Genomic DNA, 24,576 nt, shown 5'->3' on the forward strand with positions numbered 1-24,576 from the left:
GTCGAACGCCTCTCGTCCGCCCCATCTCTGCCATGCCGCTCGTCTCAATAGATACTCCGGATACACTAGATGCACCTCAGGTGCTACGGTGCTGTGGCATCACTCGTACATCGGCTTGCGGTAGTTGAACGGTTTTGGGTTACACACGGTCGCTTCACTACTTGCGACCGAAGCACCAAAAAATACCGCAAGGAGAAGTTGTGTCTCAAACTCAAACCTCACCAAAGCACCAGATGAGGGCTCTCTCCTGATCTTCGACCCACTCGAAAATAGGAGCTTGACTCAACATGGCCAACAGCAATGCGAAATCCGATAACGGCCCGCACGGTGCCAATCCCACAAACTCGACCTTTAGTCTTCGGCTGCGTCCTGCCGACTATCAGAACTTGATGAGCATCGCAGGCATCCGCAGGATGTCGATTGCCGAGCTCGCCCGTGAGTTCATCCTCGACGGTTTGCGAAACGCGCTCGATCCAGATGAGATCGAACGTCAGTTTGAAGAAGAGAAGCAGCGTCTACTCGCCGCCGCTGCCGAAATGCGCAAGAGCAGCGCCAGCTCCGCCGGGCGGCGATGATGAACCACCGACGAGCCGGGCCGGCGCCAGAGCCGAGAAGAACCGAATAGATACAGCAGGAAGGGACGGGGCCGGTGGCTCCGTCCCTTCCTGGTTCTCACGCCTTCATGTGCCGAGCTCGGCGCGTGGGTCCGATACTCTGGTGGCGCAGCAGCACCGTGGCAACGTCACATGACGCGTATTCCGACACTGCATGAACACAACGCGACACTGCCGCACCCGTATTGTGGCATGGGTGCTTTCGTGCGCTACGCTGCCCGTTGCGCGCCGAGCTCCGTTCGGCGGCATCGAGATCAATGCGGAAGGACCGTTCCACAGCATGAGCGTCACAACAGGAAACACGGGCAGTACCGGGGGCGCAGAAAATGGGGGAAACACCGGAGGGTCCGGGGTCCGGATTCCCGCGAAGATGGCCGGGCTGATCCTGATCGGCCTCGTCATGGGGTACCTCTACGGCCTCGTCATGCGAGCATCCGGCTGCCCAATGGCCGGAGCGGTCGCCGCTGGCACCGGCGCCGGGGTGACGGTCCTGGTCTGGCTTGAGATGATCGACCTGAAGTCGATTCTGACGAGCTGCCGGGGCTGGATCCTGATAGCGGGCTCCGTGCTGGTCGGGATCTTCATGGCCGGCACCACATCCCTCTCCATTCCCGACAGCACTCCGGTGCAGTTCTTGGCGACTCTGACCGCCGGCGTCGTCGCCTTCGGGATCGCACTGCCCATCTTCGATCACTTCATCGACCCGTAAGTCCGAAAGGTGGCGACTTCGACGCCCACCTGCACTAGCCCAAAGAAAGCCCCCTGCCGACTGGTACTCGGCAGGGGGCTTTCGCCCGTTTGCACGCACACGGCACGGCCGGGTGCTCCCGAGCCGCTCCAGTATGACGATAGCGGGGCTTATCGTCACCGCGATGGTGAGGAAACTGGCAGCCCACCTTCAATAGTCGGTGCCTTTATCTTCGATTCGCGCCGGATGTCGTCGACGGTCCGGTCCTTCGGGATGCGCTCCGGCCACAGAATCGCCGCCAGGCCGACAGTCAGCGGAAGCGCGAGCAACAATGACCCACCCGAACGTCACCCATCCGCCGCTCATCGGATCTCGGTGTCGCGCACGGTGATCGGGTCCACGTCGATCAGCACTGTGGTCGAGGTCGCCAGGACACTGGTCACGTCGGCGGCCGGTTCGACGTAGTCGTCCAGCGCGACCGGCCAGCCGTCCGGGCCGACCAGCGACCAGGACCCGTCGCTGTGCTGGAGGTATTGCGGACCGTCGTCGGGGGCCAGCGCGAGCTTCCGGGCGTTCTCGTCGTCATCGCGTCGTGCGGGAAGTTTCACAGCCCGCCCCTTCCGCTGTCGGGGTCAATGGGCACCCGCCGCCGGGGAGCCGGTGCTGGGCCGGTTCGGTACCCGGCGGCGAGGCCATGAAAAGGACGCTAGGCGTGCGCTTTTGGTCATGGGACCCGCTTGCTGTCCACATCCGTCTACAACGAAGGTGGCGCACGGCTACCGTGGGTCGTATGGACCCCGGCGGGGAGAACGTCACCGGTGAGCGGCTGCGTGCTGCGCGCGAGGCGGCCGGATTCAGCTTGTCCGCCATGGCGGCACGCACGCACTACAGCAAGGCGTTGCTTGGGCTGCTGGAGACAGGACAGCGCACTGTCAGAGCCGAGCATGTGCGCGCGTACGCCGACGCGCTGGGAGTCGGCTCGACCTTGTTCGTCGAACCGGCCGATGGCGAACGGTCGACGGCGGAATGGATGCAGCGCGCGGCGGCCTCGGATATCGGAGGCGACACCCTCGAACGGCTGGAACTCGCCGTTGACGACCTGGCCTCTGCCTATCCCACGACTGCGCCGAGCGAATTGCTCGTGCGCATACGCCAGCATCTCGGCTACGCCGGACGACTCATGGACTCCCGCAAGACTCTGACCCAGCACCGCCGGTTACTTGTTGCGGTCGGCTGGTTGTCGCTGCTGGGCAGTACCTGCCATGTCGACCTGGGCGACACCCCTTCCGCAGCAGCTCGAGGGCACCTGGCGTGGAAGCTGGCCGACGAAGCACAGCACCCGGGGATATCGGCCTGGTGCCTCGAGACGCGCGCTTGGCAGCTACTGACCGCCGGAGAGTTCACCGCCGCCGCCGAGCTGTCGCGGGCAGCACAATCCATTGCCCCGGAGGAAAGTTCGGTCCACATTCAGGCGACGGCTCAGGAAGGCCGCGCGCTGGCGCGGCTCGGAGACCGCACGGGCACCTACGGCGCGCTGCGCAGAGTCGCCCGGCTGGTGTCCGGGCTCAGCGTTCCCGACCGGCCGGAGCATCATTTCCGGTACGACCCTGCCAAGTCGGACGCCTATGTGGCTACCACCCTGGCATGGCTCGGTGATCCTGCGGCCGAGTCCTACGCCCGGCATGTCCTGACCGATCTGTCCGGCGCGACCTCCACCCGCCCGCGCCGGATCGCTTCGGCGAATCTGGATCTGGGCCTGGCCCTGGTGGCCGCCGACAAGCCCGATGAAGCTGCGGACGTGGCACTGGCGGCGGTGATCTCCGGACGTCTGGTTCCGTCGAATTACTGGCGCGTGACCGAGGTGGTCACCGGCATCGAGGATCGTGACACCGCGGATGCGGCCATGGTGCGCGAAGCATTCCGGGACACCTACCGGCCGTAGCTGCCGTCAGACGTGGGTCATCTCTCTGGGGGCTGGGTTAAGCAGCCTTCCTTTGAAACAGCGGTCAGGAGTTGTGCCCATGAGCGACCGGAAGTCGGCGGTCAGATGCGGTCGAGTGGGCGGCAGGGGGAGGGGGTGGGGAGGGCGCCGCGGAGGAATGAGCTCGGGGGGACGCCCATGAGGGTGCGGAAGTCTGCGGTCATGTGGGATTGGTCGAAGTAGCCGTTGTCGGCGGCGAGCTGTGCGAGAGACGTTGTTGTCTCGTAATCGCTTGTGCTAGTGGTGAATTGCGCCGACGGTTTGGTTCGTGCTTGGGTCAGGATGCGGCGCACTCGATCGATGCGCGCGAAGTGCTTGGGGGAGAAGCCGATTCCGGCGGTGAACAGGTTGCGGAGTTGGCGTTCGCTGACGGCGAGGTCGCTGGCCAGTGCGCGCATGGAGCGGGCGTTCGGATCCGTTGACAGCGCGGTGACGGCCGAGCGGAGCACCTCGCGTTGTGCGCGGCGGGTCGCGTCCTCGGAGATGCGTTGCGGTAGTGCATCTTCCAGGAACCCGAAGACCTCGTCGGCGCCCAGCTCCATCAGCTCATCGGCGAGATCGGCGGCGACGCCGGGCAGGTCGGCGAGGCGGATCACCCGATCGGTGAGGACCGCCGCGGGCACGCCGAGCAGCGGCCGGGCCGCGCCTGGCGCAAGACGCAGCCGCGTACACGCTGCGGGCTTGCTCGGATGGGAGTACAGGGCTTTGGTCTGCGGTCCGATGACGAGCGCCTCGCGCGGTCCGGACTCCTGCGTGCGCAGCACGATCGTGGTCGCGGCCTGCGGGATGTGTGCGAACGAGTCGGCCAGGTCGCGCACCGTCGGGATGCGCCCGAGATCGGTGAACCACGGCCGCAGCGATTCGGGCGCGGGGGCCGTCGTCTCGACGAGGTCGGCGGTCACGACGGACGCCGTGCGCAGCATGGTGGTCACCGAATCCACTGTAAGCACTCCGCGGCTCGGCGGCTGTGCCGAAATCTCCTAGAGAACCAGGTGGTCGGGGCGGCAGCGTTGGGCTCATGATTCTGATCACCGGTGCCACGGGCACCATCGGTAGCGAAATCGTCCGGCAGTTGGTGGCGCGCGGCGAGCAGGTCCGTGCCGTCACCCGCGACCCCGCGCAGGCGCAGCTGCCCGCCGGCGTCGAGGTGGTCCGCGGCGACTACCACGACCCGGCCTCGATCGCGGCGGCCGCGAAGGGCGTCGACGCCGCGTTCATCGTCGGCATCCTCGGCCCGGAATACGTCGACGTCGACCACACCTTGATCACCACCGCGCGGGACGCCGGAGTTCGCCGCATCGTGAAGCTCTCCGCCATCGGCACCGGCGAGGAGCAGGTCGGCCGGATCGGCGCCTGGCACCTGCCCGGTGAACAGGCCGCGCGCGAGAGCGGTGTCGACTGGACCATTCTGCGCCCGAGTTCCTTCGCCTCGAACACCCTGAGCTGGGCCGACGCGATCCGCAACGGTCAGCCCGTACCCAGCATGACCGGCAGCGGTCAGCAGGGCGTCGTCGATCCGCGCGACGTATCCGCGGTCGCGACGGCTGCGCTGCTCTCGTCCGACCACGCGGGCCAGATCTACACCCTCACCGGCCCGGACCTGCTGACCAGCGCGGACCAGGTGGCCGTGCTCGCCGAGGTGCTCGGCCAACCGCTGGAAGTCGTCGACGTACCGAATGAAGCCGCCCGCGAACATATGCGCGCCGCCGGGATGTCCGAGGCATTCATCGACGGCGCCCTCGCCGGTCAGGAGTATGTCCGCACCGGCGGCAACGCCATCGTCACCGACGATCTCCGCCGCGCCCTCGGCCGCGCACCTCGCACCTATACCGAGTGGGCCGCCGACCATGCCGCGCTGTTCCGCGAAGCGCCGACCTCGGCTTCTCGTGGCCGAGGAACTATCGCGTAGCGACGCCGGATCACCGGCTGTGAATCGGCTGGCAGTTGCGCGGGAGGTTGCCGAGAGTTCGGGCTGGACCATTGTGGAGTGTTGTTGGGCGGCAGTAACTTTCGCTTGCTGATCAATGGCTCTACGGAAGGTCGAAATCGTGCTTGCTCTGCTCGCCCTCTTGGGTGTGACCGGTAGCGCCGCTGCGGCGTGGGGCACCGGAAGTGCCGCGATGGCATTGGGAAACAGCGGCATCCTGCAATAGCCCGCGACGCCGAACGGGACGGCACCCATTGGGTGCCGTCCCGTCGGGTTACTGCGCGGTCGAGCGGAAGGTGCGCAGGCGCAGGCTGTTGCTGACCACGAAGACCGAGGAGAACGCCATGGCGGCGCCCGCGAGCATCGGGTTCAGCAGTCCGGCCATGGCCAGCGGGATGGCGGCGACGTTGTAGGCGAAGGCCCAGAACAGGTTGCCCTTGATGGTGCCCAAGGTCCGGCGGGACAGCCGGATCGCGTCGACGGCGGCGCGGAGATCGCCGCGCACCAGCGTGAGATCGCTGGCCGCGATGGCCACGTCGGTGCCGGTGCCCATGGCCAGGCCGAGGTCGGCCTGGGCCAGCGCCGCGGCATCGTTGACACCGTCGCCGACCATCGCGACGACCCGGCCCTCGGCCTGCAACCGCTTGACGGTGTCGACCTTGTCCTGCGGCAGTACATCCGCGATCACCTCGTCGATGCCGATCTGTGCGGCGATCGCCGCAGCGGCGGCCTTGTTGTCGCCGGTCAGCATGATCGGCGTGAGTCCCAGTGCTCGCAGCTGCGAAATCGCCTGGGCGGATGTCGGTTTCACCGCGTCGGCGACGACGAGCACGCCGCGCGCCTTGCCGTCCCAGCCCACCGCCACCGCGGTCTTACCCTCGGCTTCGGCGGCCTGCATCGCCCGCGTCAACTCGGCGTCCAGGTGCTGTGACCAGTCAGCGAGCAGTCGGGCCCGTCCGACGATCACCGCGTGTCCATCCACCACGCCCTGCACCCCGAGGCCCTCGATGTTTGCGAAGCCCTCGACCGCTTGCAGCGCACCGACTTTCGCCCTGGCACCCTTGGCGATCGCCTGCGCGATCGGGTGTTCGGACGAATCTTCCAGCGCCCCAGCGAGTGCGAGCACCTCGCCGGTGTCCTCGCCTTCGGCCGCAACGACATCCAGCAGCGTCATCCTGCCGGTGGTGACGTTGCCCGTCTTGTCCAGCACCACGGTATCCACCCGTCTGGTCGATTCCAGCACCTCCGGACCTTTGATCAGGATGCCGAGCTGCGCGCCGCGACCGGTGCCGACCATCAGCGCGGTCGGCGTGGCCAGCCCGAGGGCGCATGGGCAGGCGATGATCAGCACCGCGACCGCGGCGGTGAAGGCCGCCGCGACGGAACCGCCGGTGCCGAGCCAGAATCCGAGCGTCGCGATCGACAGCGCGATCACGATCGGCACGAAGATGCCGGAGATCTTGTCGGCCAGCCGTTGTGCCTGCGCCTTACCGGTTTGCGCGTCTTCGACCAGCTGCGCCATCTGGGCAAGCTGCGTATCCGAGCCGATCCGGCTGGCGCGCACTACGATCCGCCCGCCGACGTTCACGGTGGCGCCGACTACCGCGTCGTCGGTCCCGACCTCCACCGGCACGGACTCACCGGTCAGCATCGAGGCGTCGACCGCCGACGAGCCCTCGACCACCACACCGTCGGTGGCGATCTTCTCGCCGGGACGAACCACGAACTGATCGCCAACGGCCAACTGCTCCACCAGTATCCGCTGCTCGAGTCCCTCCCGCAGCACCGAAACCTCTTTGGCACCGAGCTCCAGCAGCGCCCGCAGTGCCGCTCCGGCGCGCCGCTTGGAGCGTGCCTCGAAGAACCGTCCGGCCAGGATGAACGTGGTGACGCCCGCCGCGGCCTCCAGGTAGATGCTGCCGGTGCCGTCCATCCGCGAGATGGTGAACTCGAACGGGTGCTTCATGCCCGGCATGCCCGCGGTGCCCCAGAACAGCGCGTACAACGACCAGCCCAGCGCCGCAAGAGTTCCCATCGACACCAGCGTGTCCATGGTGGCGGTGCCGTGCCGCAGGTTGGTCAGCGCGGCCCGGTGGAACGGCAGCGCACCCCACACCACGACCGGCCCGGCCAGCGTCAACGACAGCCACTGCCAGTTGTCGAACTGCAACGCGGGGATCATCGCCATCGCGATGACCGGCACCGTCAGCACCAGCGAGACCAGCAGTCGGGTGCGCAACGCGGCGGTCGGATCAGGCTCGGCGGCAACGGGTTCCGTAGTCGCGGTCTTCGGCGCGGGCAGTACCGCACTGTATCCGGCCTGCTCGACGGTGGCGATCAGGTCCTCCGGCGAGACGTCACCGGTGACATCGACCCGCGCCTTCTCGGTCGCATAGTTCACCGTCGCGGTGACACCGTCGAGCTTGTTCAGCTTCTTCTCGATGCGATTGGCGCAGGACGCGCAGGTCATGCCGCCGATCACCAGTTCGACCTGCCCGATGCCGGGGGGTTGTGTCGTAGTGGTCATCAGGTGTTTAGCGCGGTTACCCTCTCGTTCATGGGGGTGGAGGCGCTGTCCTCCGTTCGTTGTCGGTGGTGCCAGTTAGGTTGTGGGGCGTGGATGAGGTGGTGCGGTACAGCTTTCGTGTGCGGCCGGGCCGTACTGCGGAATCGGCGTTGCTGGCTGAGTGGGATCGCTGCCGGTTCCTGTGGAATGAGGCTGTCCACCAGCAGAAGTCGGGGAACAAGCCGACCTTCGGCATGTTGAGCAAGCTGCTGACCGAGGCCCGCCGCCAGAACGCGTGGTTGCGGGTGGGATCGCAGGTCGCGCAGCAGCAGACGTTGCGGACCTACTCGCAAGCGCTCACTCGATCGCGCACCGTCAAGGGCCGGGGGCGACCGGTATTCAAGGCCCGCAAGAGGGCCCAGGTTTCGTTGGAGTACACCCGCCGCGGATTCAGCATCAGTAACGGGCGGCTGGTGCTGGCCAAAGGCATCAACATCCCAGTGGTGTGGTCGCGGACGTTGCCATCCGAACCGAGCAGTGTGCGGATAATCCGGGATTCGCTCGGACACTGGTACGCGTCGTTCGTCGTGCGCCGTGCCGTCGAACCCGCTGCCGTGGCGGAGGGCGGCATCGGCATCGACTGGGGTGTGCGTACCACAGCCACGACGACCCACCCGTCGTTCGACCTGCCATACCTGGGGTACCGCGCCCGCTGCGCGGCGGAACTGGCTCGGGCGCAACGCAAGATGGCTAGGCGGCGCAGCGAGCGTGGTCGGCAGTCGGGTGGGTATCAGCGGGCCGCGCGAGTGGCGGCGAGACTGTATAAGAAGGCGGCGCGGCAAACCCAGCATGATTCGCGGGTCTGGGCGAAAAGTGTTGTCGATCATCATGATGTGATCGCGGTGGAGGACTTCCAGCCGAGGTTTCTGGCGAAGTCCACCATGGCTCGCAAAGCGGCCGATGCGGCGATTGGTGCGGCGAAGCGGGAGTTGGTCGAGCGTGGTGTGCGGGCCGGCCGGAGGGTGGTGTTGGTGCGGCCCGCTCATACGAGCATGACGTGTTCGAGTTGCTTCGCGAGAGCCAAGCAGCGACTCGAACTCGGGGACGAACCTTCCGGTGCCACGACTGCGGGTACACCGCCTGTCGGGATCGGAACGCCGCCAGGGTGATTCTGGCTGTGGCAGAGCGCGGCCACACACGTGTCGAGGACGTCAGACAATCGGATCACCTCCTTCGGGCGGTTGGTTCGGTTGCGGTCTGAGCGTGAAATCTCCTGCCTTCAGACAGGAGAAGCGTTAACGTGTGCTCCGTTCTGTGCGCGGGCACGGTAGTGGAGACTTGGTCGTTGCGGGGCAGCGCGCGTGACCATCAGTGGCTGTGCGCCGGGGCGGGTGCGTCGTGTCCGCCGTGTGCCGGTTCGGGAGTAGGCGCGCCGCCGTGCCCGTCATGTGCCACCGGCTCGGCCGCCGCGGCTCCCTGGCCGACAGTCAGGGTGAATTCGGCTGTGCGGACCACTCCTTCGTGCTGGAAGTCGAGGAACAATCGGTAGTCGCCCGCGCTCGGGGCGGTGACGTAGAACGTGATTCCCGGTCCGGCCGGGGTGACGCCGTCGCCGGGCTGACCGTCCGGGTGTACGTGCAGGTAGGCGAGGTCGGCGGTGCGCAGCGCGACGAGGTGACCGTACGCCGCCAGGTAGGGCTGGAGATCGGTGACCGGCTTACCGTCCCGGCTCACCGACAGCGTGACCTTCGACGCCTGACCCGTGGCGACGGTGCCGTCCAGGGTGACGGTGTAGCCGTCGACCGTGCTGGTGGTCGCCGCGACCGGCAGCGGCTGCGGGTCATAGTTGCCCGCGACCCGCAGATCGGTGCCGAGGGTCAGGTTCTGGCCGCCCTCGGGGATGAAGTCGGCGAACACTCGATAGTCGCCCGCGCGGGTGAGATCCAGTGGGACGCTCCAGGTTCCGTCGCCGCCGAGGGCGGGGTGCACGTGCTGGAAGGCGATCATGTCGCGCCGGACCACGATCAGGTGCAGGTCCTTGTCGTGGTTGCGCTGGTAGCGGGTGAGCGGTGCGTCGTCCTGGTTCAGGATGCGGAAGCGCAGCGGGACGTTCGGCGCGGCGGTGGTGCGCGCGGTGTCGAGGCGCAGCGTGTATCCGCTGTCGGTGGCCACCATCCCTCCAGGTGCTTGGTCTTGTCGGGCGGTAGGCCCGTCGTCGTGAGCGTGTGATTCGGGGGCGGCGGGATCGGGGCCGATCGCCGCGCCGGTGGCGAGGGCGATTCCGAAGACGGCGGCCAGGCCGAGGGCGAAGCCGGCGAACTTGGTGGATGCGTTCATTGGACGCTCAGTTTCCGTGTGGTCGCGCGTCAGTCGGTGACGGCGTAGCCGGCCCGGTCGATGGCGGCGACGATGGTGTCGCGCTCGATCGCGGCGGTGCTGTCGACGGTGACCTGGCCGGTGGGCAAGTCGACCGTGACGCCCTCGACGCCCTCGATCCGCCCGATCCCCTCGCGAACTCGGTTGGCGCAGCCGCCGCAGGTCATTCCGGTGACAGTCACGGTGATCGCGGTGCTCATGGTGTTTCTCCTTCTGCGGCGACGGCCTCTGCCGTGCTCCTGAGAGCTACCATACCCCCCTAGGGTATTTCGTCAAGATGGAGTTTCGTGGAGCTCGGAGTGCGCCTGCTCACAGTCGAAAGAAAAGGCTGGTGGGGCCTATCGGCGGGCGATCCAACGACATGAAAAAGCCGTCGCCCTGAGGGATCAGGGCGACGGCTCGTGCTGACGGCGGTCGGGTCAGCCGGCGTGCAACTTTCGCGCGGTGGGGGAGGCCTCGGTCTCGCCCGGGTCGGGGTGGGTGCCGAAGAGGCGGTCGGCGGTGCCGGAGGTGGTGACGGTGAACCAGTAGTGCTCGTTCTTGTAGTGGTGGTGCCGGTGATTGCGCCAGACCGCGCGGTAGAGCGAGCCTTTCGGCTTGTAGTCGGTGTGGATGAGGTAGTGGGTCCACTCGTAGCCGAGGCCGAGGACCGTGATGGTGAGCAGGAACGTCAGGCCGAGGCCGAGGCGGGGGAAAGCGAAGGCGGCCAACGCGATCAGGACGACTACCAGCACCGATAGCGTCTTGGTCGGGATGAAGATCAGCGGGATATCGCGCGGATCGACGTGGTGTTCACGGTGTTTGCGGGCCAGTTCGCTGTCGATCGGGATCGGGCCGAGTTGCCGTGGCCGCCAGTGCAATACGGTGACGTGCACGATCCATTCGAAGACCGGGAACACCGCGAGCATCGCCGCGGGCACCAGCGCGTCGGACAATTGCCAGTCGCCGACCAGGATTCGGCCGACCAGCGCCGCGATCAGCGTGAGGCCGATGAGCCAGGGCGAGGGATGGCGCAGGAACTCGCGGAACGCCGCGCCGAGCGTGAGCCCGCGGCGCAGTGCCCGTTCGTCGTTGCGCACCCGCGCGCGGGCACTCGTCTCGACCGAATCCTGCTCGGAGGAATGGGGTTTCGTCATTGAGATTCCTTGGTGATGCGTGATCAGTGTCCGCCGAGGACGTCGATCAGTGCGGTGGTCGCCGGCTCGAGCAGGGCTCGGGCGATATCGGCGGCCTCTTGCGGCCGGCCCGCCACAATGGCGGCGGCCAGTTCGCGGTAGGCCTCGACATTGCCCACCTCGGCGGACATGACCGGGGCCAGCGCCGCGAGCGCCGGTTCGTAGGCGGCGCTCAGCATGTTGAACATCAGCCGGAATACGATCGAGTCGGCCGCGTCGACGACGTGGTCCCAGAACTCCATCGCATGCCGCTGCTGTGCGACCGGATCCTGTTCCGCAGCAAGCGCTTCCACGCTCCCTGCCAGTGCCGCGCCGACCGTCGCGGAATCTGTCGCGCCGAGCCGGACCGCGGCGAGCTCGGCCACCTTCGGCCCGTTGTGCAGCCGCGCCTCCAAAATGCTGCGCGCCACAGCGGGATCCAGCTCCCCGGCCTGCACCAGCAGTCGCGGCAGAACCTCCAGCCCCGCCCCTCGCCGATAATCCAGCACGGTCGTCGCGTCCCCCTGCCGCACGGCGACCAACCCCGCCGCCGCCAGCCGCTGCAACGCCTCCCGCACCGCAGGTCGCGACACCCCCAACGCCTCCGCCAACTGCCGCTCGCTCGGCAGCGCCGTCCCCGGCGCCAACTCCCCACTCAGCACATCCGCCGCGATCTGCTCGAAGACATCCCCCGACACCGACCGCTTGACCACAGGTTGCAACGCCATACCCCCACTCTGCGCCCAAACAGGTCAGGAGGTCAAGTGGTCAGACCAATTTGCCTAGGTAGTGTGTGGGCGGGTGGGCCAGGCTCGCCACGGCAGTAACAGCGAGCTGGTCAGTAGGGCGACGGCGGCGCAGCCGATGGCGAAGCGGACGCTGGTGACGGTGGCCAAGGCGCCGCCCAGGGCGATGAATGCTGGTTGGCAGCTGCGGGAGCTGATGGACCAGGCGATGCCCACTCGCGACATGTACTCATCGGCTGTCGCGCGCATGCGGAACGTGGTGAAGACCGGGTTGAACACACCGGCGCAGAACAACAGCGCGGTCTCCGCCGCGACGATGACGACCAGCCCGAGCACCCCTGGCCTGGCGAGTACGAGGAACCCCATCCAGCACGTGCGCAGCACGCCGAAGCCGAGCAGGACGGTGCGTTCGCCGAGGCGGCTGACCAGTCGGCTCGTCAGCAGCGATCCGATGATTCCGCCGAAGCAGGGGATACCAAGCGCTACCCCGTACTGCCACGGCACGAGGTGGAGCTCGCGCAGCATGAGAATCGCCAGCAGTGGCCCGGTGAGCCGGATCGCCCCGCCGAAGACCATCGCGTTCCAGAACAGCGCGTGCAGCGTGCGATGCCGAAAGATGTAGGCCCACCCGACGCGGATGTCGGCGCCCCAGTGCCGCTCGACCTGCGCGACCGGCGGTGGCGGCTCGGGTTGCTTCAGTGAGCGAATCCCCAACGCGGACAACAAGAAACTGACGGCATCGAGCAGCACGGTGGCCCCCGCGCCGAACATCCCGATCAGCACGCCGCCGATCGGGGCACCCAGACCGGCGACGGTCCAGGCCGTCGTCTCGAATCGACTGTTCGCGGTCGTCAGCAGAGGTTCTGGCACAAGCGCTTTGCTTGTGATTTAACCAGTGCGAGCCGGTGGTGTGACCCCGGTTGATCATGCAAGCAGCCCTTGGCTGATGATTCCTGTTGCGACACAAGGAACTTCAGACAAGGGCTGCATTGATCAGTATGACCGATGGCGGGCGCGGCAGCGCGCTCGGGGAACTTGTAGCGTTCCGGCAGGGCTTTTATGACTGCCTGACCGCGCGGGCGGATGCGTTGTTCGAGCTGTGCGAGGCGGTGCTGTGCACCGACGGGCCGGTCCGGTCGCTGGTCGGGTTGTCCCTCGCGCCCGAACACCGCCGCGGACACGGTGCCCTCTACGACGCGGTGAACCACGGCAAGGTCGAAATCGAACGTCTCCGAACGGCTTTGGCCGGTGTGCGGTTGCCGAGGGCGGCCGGTGGGCGCCTGGTGATGGCCGTCGACGTCTCACCATGGTTGCGTCCGGATGGCGCGACGTGCCCGGATCGGTCTTTCTGCCACACCTACGGACGTGGCCGCAACGAGCATCAGATGATCCCCGGCTGGCCGTACTCGATCATCGCTGCCCTCGAAACCGGCCGCACCTCATGGACCGCGCCGCTGGATGCGCAGCGATTGGCACCCGGCGCCGACCTCGCCGCGGTGACCACCGCCCAGATCCGCGACCTCGCGCAGCGGCTTATCGCCGCCGGTCAGTGGCGCGAGGAGGACCCGCGCATGCTGTTCGTGCTCGACGCCGGCTACGACGCCCCGCGCATCGCCTACCTGCTGCGTGATCTGCCGGTGCAGATCCTGGCCCGCATGCGCTCAGACCGGGTGCTGCGCCGCGCGGCCGGAGAACACCGACACAACCCGGCCGGCGGACGCCCGCCCAAACACGGGGCTGAGTTCGTGTTCAAAGATCCCAGCACCTGGGGCGGTGAGGACGTCGTGACCAGCACCGACACCCGCCTCTACGGAACCGCGGCCGTCCAGGCGTGGGATCGTGTTCATCCGATGCTGACCCGCCGCTCGGCCTGGAGTACTCACGAGGGCGAACTGCCGATCATCGAAGGCACCGTGATCCGGCTACGGGTCGAGCATCTGCCCAGCGGCGGGGTGAACAAACCGGTGTGGCTGTGGTGGTCCGGGGTCGAGGCCACCGCCGACGATGTGGACCGATGCTGGCGAATGTTCTTGCGCCGCTTCGATATCGAGCACACATTCCGCATGTGGAAACAAACCCTCGGATGGACCCGCCCGCAGTTGCGCGACCCGCAAGCAGCCGACCGATGGACCTGGTTGACCTTGGTGGCCTACACCCAGCTACGGCTGACCCGGCCACTCGCCGAAGACCTACGACGCCCGTGGGAGAAACCCGCTGAGCCACAAAGACTTACACCAGCAAGAGTGCGGCGCGGGTTTCGCTACATCCGCACGAAGACCGGATCTCCCACGGCTGCACCGAAACTCACCCAGCCGGGTCCAGGACGCCCCACGGGCTCGAAAAACCGCCAGCGCGCCACCCGTCACGACGTCGGACTCATCCTGGCTACCGGCCAGGCGCACACCCGCCCCACCCACCACAAGAAGGGCACCAAGCCGAGGCGGGCAGGTTAAATCACAAGTTGAGGTGCGCCCCGCTGGCCGCGCTGAATACCATCGTCCCCAGCACCTGGACGGTCGCCACAACGCACAGCTGCCCGTAACTGAGCACCCCGAACGCCATCGCCACCGGAACCGTCGCAAGAGCCGCGAAGCACAGCAGATCCGAGCCGATCATCACCGGACGTTTGCGGCGAAACTCGACAAAGGGCCCGAGCGGCAACGCGATCACCGCACTGACCACGGCCGACAGCGCCGCGAGCAGCGAAATACGAAAGTCCGACGTCCCGAGCACGATGATCGCGAGCAACGGCAATGCGCCTGCGCTGAGCGAACTTCCGAGCTGACTGACCGTGAAAGCAGCCCACAGTCGATGAAAGTCCTTGGGCAGTTTCGCTTCTACAACCGTGGACTGCGCGATCAAAGCTCAGCTCGGATCGGAGCCACGAATGGCGGACAACCAGAGCGCAGTGGCGGCCGCGACGCAGGTGGCGGCGAGAAAGGTGGTGAAGTCACCGCCGTCGACGTAGATCCACATGAGCGCGGCGAACGGTGCGGCAACGGTGGATTGAGCATCGAGCAGCAGACGTCGGCGCGTGCGAGTCGCGGTGGTGGTGAGCGCGGGGCCATCCGGGTCGGGTCGGGACGGGTTGTCGATGAGTCGCCCTGGCGGTTCCGTGCTGCGAATGCGGCCGGAGGGGTAAAGGCGAACCCCCGCGACGTGGATCGTCCGGTCCGTGAGCTCAGCCCGCGTTTCGGTCATGCTCATCAATGCCGAGTCGAAATACACCGGGAGCCAACGAGGTCGCCCGGTCCCGCTGATCTCCAACCACGACCGGCTGACCAGCCGATGCTGCTGCCGAATTCGGGAAATACCCACGGTGCGTGCCGTTCCCGCGGGCCAGAACGCGAGAAGTCCCTGCGCAACAGCGATCCGGTATCCCGAGTATCCGACGATCCCCAGCGCTACCGTCGCCAACGCCGCCACCTGGTCCACATCGCCGAACGGCGCCCAGGCGAGGCATATCGCCAGGGCGCCGACCGTCACGCTGATCGGATAGGCCAGGGGCAGGCCCGATCCGAAACTCACTTCAAGAAGCCGATTTTCGTGTAGTCGTAGGTGGCCAGGCCCGCCGCACCGAAGTTCGCCAGGTTGTTCCGGACCGCGATATTGCCCGGTGATTGCGTGAGCGGCAGCGAGTGCCCCTCCTCGAAGATCTTGCGGTCGACCTGGTTGGCCAGTTCGATGGCCTTCTTCGGGTCGAGCTCCGACACCGCCTGCTCGATCAGGGCGTTGAGCTCGGGCGAGCCGATCCGGCCGTAGTTGCCCTGCACGTCATCCGGGTTGTAGCCCCAGATCTGCGAGAGGCTGCTGAGCGGGAACGGGTCGCCCACCCAACTCCACTGCCCGACATCGAAATTGCCCGGAATGATCACGTCGGTGAACAGGCCGTTGCCCGGCTTGGTCTCGATGTTCAGCTTGACGCCGACCTGGGAGAGGTTCTGCTGGATGATCTGCGCGATCTGCACCCAGACGTCCTGGTTGTACATGACATCGCGGATTTCCAGCTTGCGGCCGTCCTTTTCGCGGACATTACCGTTGAGCTTCCACCCGAGATCGTCCAGTTCCTTTGCCGCGGCGGCCGGATCGAAGCCGAGGCTGTTGTCCTGGTAGCCCTCCTGGCCGGCCAGGTAGACGTGGTTGTTCATCGGCTTCGGGTTCTCGACCAGGCCGTTCTGCGTAGCGGTCGCGATGGCCTGCCGGTCGATGGCCTTCGAAATCGCCACCCGCAGTTTGGCATCGGCGAGGATAGAGCCCTGCGCGCCGTTGAACGTCAGATGCGACCACTGGTTGCCCGGCGCTCGGCGAAGCACGATCCCCGCGGTGTTCTGCGCGGTCTTCAGTTCATCTCGGCTGGCGATGCCGACGGCGTCGATCTCGTTGTTCTGCAGGGCAGGCAGCTGCGCCGAGTTGTCGAGGACGCTGAAGGTGATCGTGTCGAGCTTCGGTTTGTCGCCCCACCACTTCGGGTTGGGGCCGAGCACCACGCGTCCCTGCGACCGGTCGACGGATTGCACCATGAACGGTCCCGCGCTCGGCCCGGGATCCTGCAGCAGGCTCTTGTTGAAAGCCTCCGGCGTCGCGGTGACCGACTTGGGGAAGAAGAACGTGGTGCCCGAGAACTGTCCACGCCAATCGGCGTAGTGCTTGCTGAAGGTGATGACCGCTTGCCGATCGTCGACACCGCGTTCGACCTTCTCCACCCGGTCGAAGCCGGCATTCGCCGCGATCAGGAACGACTTGTCCACACCGCTCATCGCGTGTGCTTGCGACTGAATGTCTTCCCAGGTGATGGGCGCGCCGTCGGACCAGACCGCCTTGGGATTGATGGTGTAGGTGACCACCTGCTTAGGCTCGGTGGCGGTCAGCTGGATATCGGTGAAGTAATCGGTGTTGACCGAAAGATTGGCCGCCGCATCGGTTTTGAATGCGCGCGGCATGGTCGGCCGCAACAGGGCGGCCGTGTCGGAGTCGTTGCCGTCGTTGGTGAGCCCGTTCCAGTTCTGCGGGAGCGCGCTGAGCGCCAGCCGTAGGTTCCCCCCGTCCCGCAGCTCGCTGACATCCTTCGGATTGATGTCGTTCGTAGTCCCGAGCGCATCGGTGGAACCCGCAGGCGCACTGGTGTCGTCGGAGCTGCATCCTGCCGCGATCAACCCGATGGCGACCAGCGGAATCGCCAATCGCGTTGTCCATGAACGAACTCGCATGTTTCGCTCCTTCCCGCAGGGATGCTGCGTAGTCACTTGACGAAACCGATTGTGGTGTAGTCGTAGGAGGCCAGCCCGGCCGCCCCGTAATTGGCCAGTTCGGCGCGGACGCCCACATTGCCCGGCGTTTGATAGAGCGGCAGCGAATGCCCTTCCTCGAAGATCTTCCGATCCACCTCGTTGGCCAGTTCGATCACCTTCTGCGGATCGAGTTCGGAGATGGTGCGTTCGATCAACGCGTTCAACTCCGGCGAACCAATCCGGCCGTAATTGCCTTGCAGGTCGTTCGGGTTGTACGCGAACACCTGGGCGAGATCGCCGATCGGGAAAGCGTCACCGACGAGGGAGAACTGGGCGACATCGAAATTGCCCGGCCGGATGACGTCGGTGAACAAACCCTGGGCCGGCCGAGTGTCGATGATCAGCTTGACACCGACCTGGGCCAGGTTCTGCTGCATGATCTGCGCCATCTGAATCCAGCCCTGGCTGTTGAGCATGACGTCGCGGATCTCGAGTTTGCGGCCGTCCTTCTCCCGCACGTCGCCGTTGAGCTTCCAGCCGAGGTCGTCGAGCATCCGCGCGGCCGCGGCGGGGTCGTACGCGATCGGCGCCGAGTTGTCCTGGAAGCCGACCTGACCCGCCAGAAAGACGTGATTGTTCAGCGGTTTCGGATTCTCGATCATGCCGTTGTGAATGGCGGTGACGATGCCCTGCCGGTCGATGGCCTTCGAAACGGCAATGCGCAGTTGGGGATCGGCGAGAATGGCACCCGGTGCGCCGTTGAAGCGCAGATGGCCCCAGAAGTTGCTGGTCGCCCGGCGGATCGTGATGCCGGGGGTGCTGCGCGCGGTCTTCACGTCATCGAGGGTGCCGAGCCCGACCGCGTCGATCTCGTTGTTCTGCAACGCGGGAATCATCGCGGCGGGATCGAGCACGCTGAAGGTGATGGTGTCGAGCTTCGGTTTGTCGCCCCACCATTTCGGATTGTGGCCGAGGACGACGCGGCGCTGGGTGCGATCGACGTTCTGCACGATGAACGGCCCCGCGGTGAAGGTGACCCCATCGATCAGGCCCTTGTTGAACGCCTCCGGATTCGAGGTCACCGATTTGGGATACAGCGACCCTTCACCGGCGAACTGCCCCTGCCATTCCGAGTATGGCTGTTTGAACGTGATGACCGCCTGCCGGTCGTCGGCGCCGCGTTCGATCTTCTCCACGCGGTCGAAGCCGAACGACTGCGCGATCAGGAACTGCTTGTCCGTCCCGCTCAGCGCCGCGCCCTGAGAGCGCATGTCCTCCCAGGTGATCGGCGAGCCGTCGGACCACACCGCCTTCGGGTTGATCGTGTAGCGGACGACCTGTGGATTGGTGCCGGTGAGCTGGATATCGGTGAAGTAGTCGGTGTCGATCGACAACTTGCCCGCGGCATCGGTCCGATAGGCGCGCGGCATCGCGGGCCGGAGGATGCTGTTGATCGAGGCGTCGTTGCCGTCGATGGTCAGCGTGTTCCAGTTCTCCGGAATCGCCGAGGTCGCCAGTCGCAGGTTGCCGCCGTCGCGCAGTTCGTCGCGCGCTTTCGGGTTGATGTCGTTGGTCGTGCTCAGCGCACCGGTCTCACCCTGGGCATGACTGCTGTCGTCGGAGCTGTCACAACCGCTCACGAGCAAGCCGAGCGCGACCATCGGAACGGCGAATCGTGTTGCCGCCGAACGTCTCCACAGCGACGTTCGACGGTGTTGTACGGCTTGGCTCACTTCACGAATCCGATCTTGGTGTAGTCGTACGATGCCAAGCCCGGCGACCCGAAGTTGGCGATATTCGCGCGCACGCCCCAGTTACCTTCGGACTGGGTCAGCGGCAGAGAATGGCCCTCCTCGAACACCTTTCGGTCGACCTCGTTGGCCAACTCGATCGCCTTCTTCGGATCGAGTTCCGAGATGGTGCGATCGATGAGGGTGTTGAGTTCGGGAGAACCGATGTGGCCGAAGTTGTTCTGCCAGTCGCCGGGGTTGAAGCCGTAGGTCTGCGGGATGCTGCTCAGCGGGAACGCGTCACCGACGAAGATGAACTGGGCGGCGTCGAAGTCACCCGGGATGATGACGTCGGTGAAGTAGCCCGCGCCCGGCTTGGTGTCGATGGTCAGCTTGACGCCGATCTGCGCGAGGTTCTGCTGGACGATCTGCGCGATCTGGACCCAGGTGTCGTCCTTGTACATCACGTCGCGGATTTCCAGCTTGCGGCCGTCCTTCTCGCGGGTGTCGCCGTTGAGTTTCCAGCCGAGCGCGTCGAGTTCCTTTGCGGCGGCGGCCGGGTCGAAGCCGAGGCTGTTGTCCTGGTAGCCCGCCTGTCCCTCCAGGAAGACGTGGCTGTTCAGCGGCTTCGGCTGCTCGACGAGCCCGTTCTGGGTCGCGGAGGCGATACCCTGGCGATCGATCGCCTTCGAAATCGCCACGCGCACAGCGGGATCGGCGAGGATGGAGCCCGGTGCGCCGTTGAAGGTGATGTGCCGCCAGCGATTACCCGGTGCCCGCCGGATGACGATGCCGGAGGACTTCCGCACGGTCGTCGCGTCATCGAGGTTGGCCAGCAGCACCGCGTCGAGCTCGTTGTTCTGCAGACCACCGACCCAGGAGTTGCGGTCGAGCACACTCCAGGTGATGGTGTCGAGCTTCGGCTTGGCACCCCACCAATTCGGGTTGCGGCCCAATACGATTCGGTCCTGGCCGCGATCGGTGGACTGCACCAGGAACGGACCCGCGGTCGGTCCCATGGCGTCGACCAGACCCTTGTTGAACATCTCCGGGTCGGCGGTCACCGACTTGGGGAACAGCGACATGTTGCCCGCGAACTGGCCGCGCCATTCGGTGAAGGGCTGTTTGAACGTGATGACGGCCTGATGGTCGTCGATGCCGCGCTCCACCTTCTCCACCCGGTCGAAGCCGACGGTGATGGCGATCAGGAAGCGTTTGTCGGTGCCGTCGAGCGCCTTGGCCTGCGAGCGGATGTCCTCCCAGGTGATCGGATTGCCGTCGGACCACACGGCTTTCGGATTGATCGTGTAGGTGACCTGCTGTGGGCTGGTGTTGGTCAGCGCGACATCGGTGAAGTAGTCGTGGTTGACGCTGAGCTCGCCCGCCGCGTTGGTATCGAAGGCGCGCGGCATCAACGGTCGTTCGATGTCGGCGATGTCGGCGTCGTTGCCGTCGGTGGAGAGGGTGTTCCAGTTCGCCGGATACGCGGTGGTGGCCAGCCGCAGGTTGCCACCATCGCGCAGCTCGTCGACGCCCTTCGGATTGATATCGCTGGTGGTGCCGATCGCGCTGGACACACCGGTGGTCGAGCCGTTGTCGGTCGAGCCGCAGCCCGACGCGACCAGGCCGAGTGCGACCACCGGTATCGCCCATCGCAGTGCCGTCATTCGGCTTGCTCGGATCGGCATCGCACTCTCCTTCTATCGGCTGACGGCCGGAACGGGCACCGCGTCGATCAGCTCGCGCGTGTACTCGTGTCGAGGGTCCGCGAAAATCTGTTCCGCCGGACCGGATTCGACGATCTTGCCGCGATACATCACCGCGATGTCGTGGGCCAGATTGCGCACCACGGACAGGTCGTGCGAGACGAACAGGTAGGACAGTCCGCGCTCGACCTGCAAGTCGCGCAACAGGTTCAGCACGCCGGCCTGGATGGAGACGTCCAGCGACGACACCGGTTCGTCGAGCACCAGGATCTCCGGGTCCAGCGCGAGCGCGCGGGCGATGCTGATGCGCTGCTTCTGACCGCCGGAGAAGTCGGCGGGGTAGCGCTCGGCGTGATCGCGGCGCATGCCGACCTGTTCGAGCAGTTCCGGTACCCGGCGGCTGATCTCGTCGCGCGGGCGCCCGTCGATGCGCATCGGCTCGGCCAGCGCGTCGAAGATCGGCAGGCGCGGGTCCAGCGACGCGGTCGGATCCTGGAAGACGATCTGCATCGTCCGGCGGATCTGCCGCTTCTGCGCTTTGGTCAGGGTCGCGACGTCGCTGCCCATGATCTCGATGGTGCCCGATTCCGGCCGGACCAGGTCGAGAATCTGGCTGAGCGTCGTCGATTTCCCGGAACCGGACTCGCCGACCAGGGCCAGTGTGCGGCCCGCGCGGATCTCGAAGCTGATGCCGTCGACCGCGCGGATCTCGCCCTTGCGGCGCTTGAACAGGATGCCGGAGGTGATCGGGAAGGTCTTCACCAGCTCCGAAACCTTGAGCACCACTTGGTCGCTGACCTCGGCCTCGACCCTCGGCTCGGTGACTTCCTGCCGATAGGCCTCGAACAGGTCGTCGGTGCCGACCTCGGCGGTGCGGATGCAGGCGGCGGAGTGCCCGGGGTTGGTCTTCTCCAACGGTGGTTCGGCGACCCGGCATTCATCGATCGAGATCGGGCAGCGCGGCGCGAACGAGCAGCCCGGCGGCAGCGCGTGCATGGCCGGCGGTGCGCCGACGATCGGGATCAGCGGCTGGCGGGCCGGGCGGTCCATCCGCGGGATGGAGCCGAGCAGGCCCACCGTGTACGGCATCCGCGGGGCGTTGAAAAGTTCTGTCGTGGTGGCGGTTTCGACGATCTTTCCGGCGTACATCACCGCGACCCGGTCGGCCAGGGTGGCCGCGATGCCCATGTCGTGAGTGATCATGATGACGCCCGCGCCGGTGATGTCACGCGCCTTGCGCAGCAGGTTCAGGATCTGCTTCTGCACCGTGACGTCGAGCGCGGTGGTCGGTTCGTCGCAGATGATCAGCGCGGGATCGTTGGCGATCGCCATGGCGATGACCACGCGCTGGCGCATGCCGCCGGAGAACTCGTGCGGAAAGGCCTTGGCGCGCACCGCAGGTTCCGGGATGCCGACCAGGCCGAGCAGCTCGATCGCCCGGGCCGTCGCCTCGGACCGGCTCAGCTTGCCGTGTGCCAGTAGGGCTTCGGCGATCTGCTCGCCGACCCGGTACACCGGGGTCAGCGCCGAGAGTGGGTCCTGGAACACCATGCTGATGGAACTGCCACGCAGCCTGGACAATTCGCGGTCGCCGAGGCCGAGCAGCTCGCGGCCGCGTAGGCGGATCGAGCCGCCGATCCGGGCCTGCTCGGGCAGCAGGCCGATCACCGCGAGCGAGGACACCGACTTGCCGGAGCCGGATTCGCCGACGATGGCGAGCACTTCGCCGTCGGAGACGGTGTAGTTGACCCCGCGTACCGCCTCGATGCGCCCCTCCTCGCTGGGGAAGGACACGCGAAGGTCGGTGACCTCCAGCAGCGGTGCGGTGAAGTTCTTCTCGACCACGACCTTCTCGGTGGGGTCAGCGCCCGTCATACCTTTGCCTTCTTCTTCGAGCGCGCCCGCTTGGCGCCGGGGTCGAATGCGTCGCGCAGTCCGTCACCGACCAGGTTGGCGCACAACACGATGGTGATCAGCAGGCCGCCGGCGAACAGGAACAGCCACGGATAGGTCAGCGCCGACTTGGTGCCGGACGCGATCAGCGAGCCGAGCGAGACGTCCGGCGGCTGCACACCGAAACCGAGGAAGCTGAGCCCGGTTTCGGCCATGATCGCCGCGCCGACCGCCAGCGTGGTGTCGATGATCAGGATCGAGGCGATGTTCGGCAGGATGTGGCTGATGATCACGGTGCGCGTCGGCGCGCCCATATATCTTGCGGCCCTGACGAATTCGCGGTCGCGCAGGCTGAGCGTCAGGCCGCGCACGATGCGCGCGCTGATCATCCAGCCGAACACGCTGAGCAGCAGGATCAGCAGCAGAATCGAACCGCTGCCCTTCGTCCGCGGCGCGAACAGCGCGACGATGATGAAGCTCGGCACCACCAGCAGCAGGTCGACCAGCCACATGATCGCGCGGTCGGTCCAGCCGCCGAGCAGCCCGGCGGTCGCGCCCGCGGTGGCGGCGATGGTGGTGGAGATGAGCGCGACGCACAGGCCGATCAGCAGCGACTTCTGCATGCCGCGCAGCGTCTGGGCGAGCACGTCCTGGCCGATCTGGGTGGTGCCGAACGGATGTCTGCCGCTCGGCGGTTTCAGCAGGGCGGTGTAGTCCAGCTGCTGGTAGTCGTACTTCAGCAGCGGCGGCAACGCGTAGCTGGCGATGAACAGCACGATCAGGATCAGCCCGCCGATCACTGCGGGCTTGTTGCGCAGGAACCGCCGCAGCACCAGCTTGCTCCGGCCCGCCGCGGCGGGCTCGGGGGCGCCCTGGACGATGATTTCGGCTTCGGTCATCGGACACGCACCCGGGGATCGAGAAGGGCCAATACGACGTCGGAGAGCAGGCCGGACACCAGCACCACCAGCCCGGCGAACGCGGTCACGGTCACCACCGGGTAGAGGTCCTGGGCGTTGATCGAATCGACCAGCCACTCACCGACGCCGTGCCAGCCGAAGATCTTCTCGGTGAACGTCGCGCCGGTGATCAAGCCGAGCAGGCTGTAGGCGAACAGCGTCGCCATCGGGATCAGCGCGGTGCGCAGGCCGTGCTTGTACAACGCCTTGCTGCGGGACAGGCCCTTGGCGCGGGCGGTCCGAATGAAATCGCTCTGCAGCACGTCGAGCATCGCGTTGCGTTGGTAGCGGCTGTAGCCCGCCATGCCGCCGAGCGCGAGACCGGCCGTCGGCAACACCAGGTGCTGGACCCGGTCGAGCAGTTGCGGCCAGAATCCGTCGATCCGATTCGCCGAGGTCTCCCCGGTGTAAAGGAATATCTGCGACCCGGTCAGCGAATTGATTTCCAGCGCACCGTATTTCAACAGTGTCGCAAGAAGGAACACTGGAGTACTCAGCACGAGCAGCGAGATGATCGTGGTGAAGTAGTCGCTGAATTTGTACTGTCTGATCGCACCGGCCGCACCGATCAAGACACCGAGAACCGTGCCGACCAAAGATCCGATGATCAGCAGCCGCAGACTCACCGCGACCCGGCGCGGCAACTCCTGGCTCACCGGCTGCCCGGCCAGGGTCTTCCCGAAATCCCCTTGCGGTATCCCTTTCAGCCAGGTGATATAGCGCTGCGGGATCGGGTCGTTGAGATGTAACTCCTCGGCCTTGGCATCGATCACCGCCTGCGGTGGGCGCGGATTGCGTTGTTCCAGACTGTCCAGCGGGCGGAACGTCAGCGACGCCAAGCTGAATGTCAGGAACGACGCCAGCAGCAACAGCACGACATAGTGAAGCGCGCGTCGTAGCAGGAAGCCGGTCATCAGTCCTCGTGGTCTTTCGGCTGGACGGACCAGCGTCGAGTATTAGCCCCTGATCATAAGGACGAAGACCCGGACGCGCGTGTCACGCGGGGCCGGGCATGTCCTTTATTCTTGCGGAACACGCGTGCGCGGTCGGTTCGACGCGACGAAGGGG

At 66.2% G+C, this 24,576-nt stretch carries 23 protein-coding genes; 7 read left to right on the forward strand and 16 right to left on the reverse strand.

Annotation, left to right across the window (positions count from 1 at the left end):
• Nucleotides 1–287 precede the first annotated feature (287 nt).
• Nucleotides 288–575: a hypothetical protein gene (locus ACQPW1_RS00980; protein ID WP_433660891.1), complete on the forward strand. Its 288-nt coding sequence runs from the start codon at nucleotides 288–290 to the stop codon at nucleotides 573–575.
• 409 nt (nucleotides 576–984) lie between these two features.
• Nucleotides 985–1,323, forward strand: coding sequence for a hypothetical protein (locus ACQPW1_RS00985; protein WP_433660892.1), 339 nt, complete (start codon nucleotides 985–987; stop codon nucleotides 1,321–1,323).
• A gap of 341 nt (nucleotides 1,324–1,664) precedes the next feature.
• On the opposite strand, the gene ACQPW1_RS00990 is transcribed toward ACQPW1_RS00985, so the two are convergent.
• Nucleotides 1,665–1,910 (reverse strand): hypothetical protein, encoded by a 246-nt coding sequence (locus tag ACQPW1_RS00990; RefSeq protein WP_433660893.1) that lies wholly within the window; start codon nucleotides 1,908–1,910, stop codon nucleotides 1,665–1,667.
• Nucleotides 1,911–2,092: 182 nt separating this feature from the next.
• Here ACQPW1_RS00990 and ACQPW1_RS00995 point away from each other — a divergent pair, with 182 nt between their 5' ends.
• The gene (locus ACQPW1_RS00995) at nucleotides 2,093–3,244 is read left to right on the forward strand and encodes a helix-turn-helix domain-containing protein (RefSeq protein WP_433660894.1); all 1,152 of its coding nucleotides are present in this window, start codon (nucleotides 2,093–2,095) and stop codon (nucleotides 3,242–3,244) included.
• A 101-nt stretch (nucleotides 3,245–3,345) separates the two neighbouring features.
• Here ACQPW1_RS00995 and ACQPW1_RS01000 read toward each other — a convergent pair whose 3' ends face one another.
• On the reverse strand, nucleotides 3,346–4,215 hold the full coding sequence (locus ACQPW1_RS01000; RefSeq protein WP_433660895.1) for a hypothetical protein: 870 nt from the start codon (nucleotides 4,213–4,215) through the stop codon (nucleotides 3,346–3,348).
• A gap of 86 nt (nucleotides 4,216–4,301) precedes the next feature.
• Between ACQPW1_RS01000 and ACQPW1_RS01005 the strand changes: the two genes are divergently transcribed.
• Both ACQPW1_RS01005 and ACQPW1_RS01010 read left to right on the forward strand, forming a co-directional pair.
• On the forward strand, nucleotides 4,302–5,192 hold the full coding sequence (locus ACQPW1_RS01005; RefSeq protein WP_433660896.1) for an NAD(P)H-binding protein: 891 nt from the start codon (nucleotides 4,302–4,304) through the stop codon (nucleotides 5,190–5,192).
• A 115-nt stretch (nucleotides 5,193–5,307) separates the two neighbouring features.
• Nucleotides 5,308–5,436: a hypothetical protein gene (locus ACQPW1_RS01010; RefSeq protein WP_433660897.1), complete on the forward strand. Its 129-nt coding sequence runs from the start codon at nucleotides 5,308–5,310 to the stop codon at nucleotides 5,434–5,436.
• Between the two features lie 48 nt (nucleotides 5,437–5,484).
• Here the strand turns inward: ACQPW1_RS01010 and ACQPW1_RS01015 are convergent, their stop codons facing one another.
• On the reverse strand, nucleotides 5,485–7,737 hold the full coding sequence (locus ACQPW1_RS01015; RefSeq protein WP_433660898.1) for a heavy metal translocating P-type ATPase: 2,253 nt from the start codon (nucleotides 7,735–7,737) through the stop codon (nucleotides 5,485–5,487).
• An 89-nt stretch (nucleotides 7,738–7,826) separates the two neighbouring features.
• Between ACQPW1_RS01015 and ACQPW1_RS01020 the strand changes: the two genes are divergently transcribed.
• A complete protein-coding gene (locus tag ACQPW1_RS01020) occupies nucleotides 7,827–8,885 on the forward strand; it encodes an RNA-guided endonuclease InsQ/TnpB family protein (RefSeq protein ID WP_433660899.1) in 1,059 nt (352 codons plus the stop codon).
• Nucleotides 8,886–9,084: 199 nt separating this feature from the next.
• Here the strand turns inward: ACQPW1_RS01020 and ACQPW1_RS01025 are convergent, their stop codons facing one another.
• The 5 genes from ACQPW1_RS01025 to ACQPW1_RS01045 form a co-directional block, all read right to left on the reverse strand.
• Nucleotides 9,085–10,053 carry a hypothetical protein gene (locus ACQPW1_RS01025; protein WP_433660900.1) on the reverse strand — a complete coding sequence of 323 codons (969 nt, stop codon included), beginning with the start codon at nucleotides 10,051–10,053 and terminating at the stop codon, nucleotides 9,085–9,087.
• Nucleotides 10,054–10,082: 29 nt separating this feature from the next.
• Nucleotides 10,083–10,292: a heavy-metal-associated domain-containing protein gene (locus tag ACQPW1_RS01030; protein ID WP_433660901.1), complete on the reverse strand. Its 210-nt coding sequence runs from the start codon at nucleotides 10,290–10,292 to the stop codon at nucleotides 10,083–10,085.
• A 219-nt stretch (nucleotides 10,293–10,511) separates the two neighbouring features.
• Nucleotides 10,512–11,228, reverse strand: a complete 717-nt coding sequence (locus ACQPW1_RS01035) for a sterol desaturase family protein (RefSeq protein WP_433660902.1) — start codon at nucleotides 11,226–11,228, stop codon at nucleotides 10,512–10,514.
• Between the two features lie 23 nt (nucleotides 11,229–11,251).
• Entirely contained in the window at nucleotides 11,252–11,974 is a 723-nt protein-coding gene (locus tag ACQPW1_RS01040; protein ID WP_433660903.1) for a FadR/GntR family transcriptional regulator, read from the reverse strand.
• Nucleotides 11,975–12,028: 54 nt separating this feature from the next.
• Complete coding sequence (locus ACQPW1_RS01045; protein ID WP_433660904.1) at nucleotides 12,029–12,862, reverse strand: MFS transporter; 834 nt, start codon at nucleotides 12,860–12,862, stop codon at nucleotides 12,029–12,031.
• A 128-nt stretch (nucleotides 12,863–12,990) separates the two neighbouring features.
• Between ACQPW1_RS01045 and ACQPW1_RS01050 the strand changes: the two genes are divergently transcribed.
• The gene (locus tag ACQPW1_RS01050; RefSeq protein ID WP_433658095.1) at nucleotides 12,991–14,445 is read left to right on the forward strand and encodes an NF041680 family putative transposase; all 1,455 of its coding nucleotides are present in this window, start codon (nucleotides 12,991–12,993) and stop codon (nucleotides 14,443–14,445) included.
• A gap of 1 nt (nucleotide 14,446) precedes the next feature.
• Here ACQPW1_RS01050 and ACQPW1_RS01055 read toward each other — a convergent pair whose 3' ends face one another.
• The 8 genes from ACQPW1_RS01055 to ACQPW1_RS01090 all read right to left on the reverse strand — a co-directional run bounded on the left by ACQPW1_RS01055 (nucleotide 14,447) and on the right by ACQPW1_RS01090 (nucleotide 24,422).
• Complete coding sequence (locus ACQPW1_RS01055; protein WP_433660905.1) at nucleotides 14,447–14,854, reverse strand: hypothetical protein; 408 nt, start codon at nucleotides 14,852–14,854, stop codon at nucleotides 14,447–14,449.
• 3 nt (nucleotides 14,855–14,857) lie between these two features.
• Nucleotides 14,858–15,520 (reverse strand): hypothetical protein, encoded by a 663-nt coding sequence (locus tag ACQPW1_RS01060; RefSeq protein ID WP_433660906.1) that lies wholly within the window; start codon nucleotides 15,518–15,520, stop codon nucleotides 14,858–14,860.
• Nucleotides 15,517–17,199, reverse strand: a complete 1,683-nt coding sequence (locus ACQPW1_RS01065) for an ABC transporter family substrate-binding protein (RefSeq protein ID WP_433660907.1) — start codon at nucleotides 17,197–17,199, stop codon at nucleotides 15,517–15,519. The genes ACQPW1_RS01060 and ACQPW1_RS01065 overlap by 4 nt, the downstream gene beginning before the upstream one ends.
• A 32-nt stretch (nucleotides 17,200–17,231) precedes the next feature.
• The gene (locus tag ACQPW1_RS01070; RefSeq protein ID WP_433660908.1) at nucleotides 17,232–18,881 is read right to left on the reverse strand and encodes an ABC transporter family substrate-binding protein; all 1,650 of its coding nucleotides are present in this window, start codon (nucleotides 18,879–18,881) and stop codon (nucleotides 17,232–17,234) included.
• A gap of 68 nt (nucleotides 18,882–18,949) precedes the next feature.
• Nucleotides 18,950–20,638, reverse strand: coding sequence for an ABC transporter family substrate-binding protein (locus tag ACQPW1_RS01075; protein ID WP_433660909.1), 1,689 nt, complete (start codon nucleotides 20,636–20,638; stop codon nucleotides 18,950–18,952).
• A 12-nt stretch (nucleotides 20,639–20,650) separates the two neighbouring features.
• Nucleotides 20,651–22,531 carry an ABC transporter ATP-binding protein gene (locus ACQPW1_RS01080; protein ID WP_433660910.1) on the reverse strand — a complete coding sequence of 627 codons (1,881 nt, stop codon included), beginning with the start codon at nucleotides 22,529–22,531 and terminating at the stop codon, nucleotides 20,651–20,653.
• The gene (locus ACQPW1_RS01085) at nucleotides 22,528–23,448 is read right to left on the reverse strand and encodes an ABC transporter permease (RefSeq protein WP_433660911.1); all 921 of its coding nucleotides are present in this window, start codon (nucleotides 23,446–23,448) and stop codon (nucleotides 22,528–22,530) included. Before ACQPW1_RS01085 ends, ACQPW1_RS01080 begins: the two co-directional genes overlap by 4 nt.
• Nucleotides 23,445–24,422, reverse strand: coding sequence for an ABC transporter permease (locus ACQPW1_RS01090; RefSeq protein WP_433660912.1), 978 nt, complete (start codon nucleotides 24,420–24,422; stop codon nucleotides 23,445–23,447). Before ACQPW1_RS01090 ends, ACQPW1_RS01085 begins: the two co-directional genes overlap by 4 nt.
• Nucleotides 24,423–24,576: the final 154 nt, after the last annotated feature.

This window comes from Nocardia sp. CA-128927 (assembly GCF_050955855.1).
Classification (GTDB): domain Bacteria; phylum Actinomycetota; class Actinomycetes; order Mycobacteriales; family Mycobacteriaceae; genus Nocardia.

Excerpts from the sequence above, each read along its gene's own strand:
- ACQPW1_RS01030 (WP_433660901.1), bottom strand. The coding sequence starts at position 10,292 with ATGAGCACCGCGATCACCGTGACTGTCACCGGAATGACCTGCGGCGGC.
- ACQPW1_RS00995 (WP_433660894.1), top strand. The coding sequence starts at position 2,093 with ATGGACCCCGGCGGGGAGAACGTCACCGGTGAGCGGCTGCGTGCTGCG.
- ACQPW1_RS01005 (WP_433660896.1), top strand. The coding sequence starts at position 4,302 with ATGATTCTGATCACCGGTGCCACGGGCACCATCGGTAGCGAAATCGTC.
- ACQPW1_RS01010 (WP_433660897.1), top strand. The coding sequence starts at position 5,308 with ATGGCTCTACGGAAGGTCGAAATCGTGCTTGCTCTGCTCGCCCTCTTG.
- ACQPW1_RS00985 (WP_433660892.1), top strand. The coding sequence starts at position 985 with ATGGCCGGGCTGATCCTGATCGGCCTCGTCATGGGGTACCTCTACGGC.
- ACQPW1_RS01080 (WP_433660910.1), bottom strand. The coding sequence starts at position 22,531 with ATGACGGGCGCTGACCCCACCGAGAAGGTCGTGGTCGAGAAGAACTTC.
- ACQPW1_RS01085 (WP_433660911.1), bottom strand. The coding sequence starts at position 23,448 with ATGACCGAAGCCGAAATCATCGTCCAGGGCGCCCCCGAGCCCGCCGCG.
- ACQPW1_RS00980 (WP_433660891.1), top strand. The coding sequence starts at position 288 with ATGGCCAACAGCAATGCGAAATCCGATAACGGCCCGCACGGTGCCAAT.
- ACQPW1_RS01035 (WP_433660902.1), bottom strand. The coding sequence starts at position 11,228 with ATGACGAAACCCCATTCCTCCGAGCAGGATTCGGTCGAGACGAGTGCC.
- ACQPW1_RS01065 (WP_433660907.1), bottom strand. The coding sequence starts at position 17,199 with ATGCGAGTTCGTTCATGGACAACGCGATTGGCGATTCCGCTGGTCGCC.
- ACQPW1_RS01025 (WP_433660900.1), bottom strand. The coding sequence starts at position 10,053 with ATGAACGCATCCACCAAGTTCGCCGGCTTCGCCCTCGGCCTGGCCGCC.
- ACQPW1_RS01050 (WP_433658095.1), top strand. The coding sequence starts at position 12,991 with ATGACCGATGGCGGGCGCGGCAGCGCGCTCGGGGAACTTGTAGCGTTC.
- ACQPW1_RS01040 (WP_433660903.1), bottom strand. The coding sequence starts at position 11,974 with ATGGCGTTGCAACCTGTGGTCAAGCGGTCGGTGTCGGGGGATGTCTTC.
- ACQPW1_RS01070 (WP_433660908.1), bottom strand. The coding sequence starts at position 18,881 with ATGGTCGCGCTCGGCTTGCTCGTGAGCGGTTGTGACAGCTCCGACGAC.
- ACQPW1_RS01090 (WP_433660912.1), bottom strand. The coding sequence starts at position 24,422 with ATGACCGGCTTCCTGCTACGACGCGCGCTTCACTATGTCGTGCTGTTG.
- ACQPW1_RS01075 (WP_433660909.1), bottom strand. The coding sequence starts at position 20,638 with ATGCCGATCCGAGCAAGCCGAATGACGGCACTGCGATGGGCGATACCG.
- ACQPW1_RS01015 (WP_433660898.1), bottom strand. The coding sequence starts at position 7,737 with ATGACCACTACGACACAACCCCCCGGCATCGGGCAGGTCGAACTGGTG.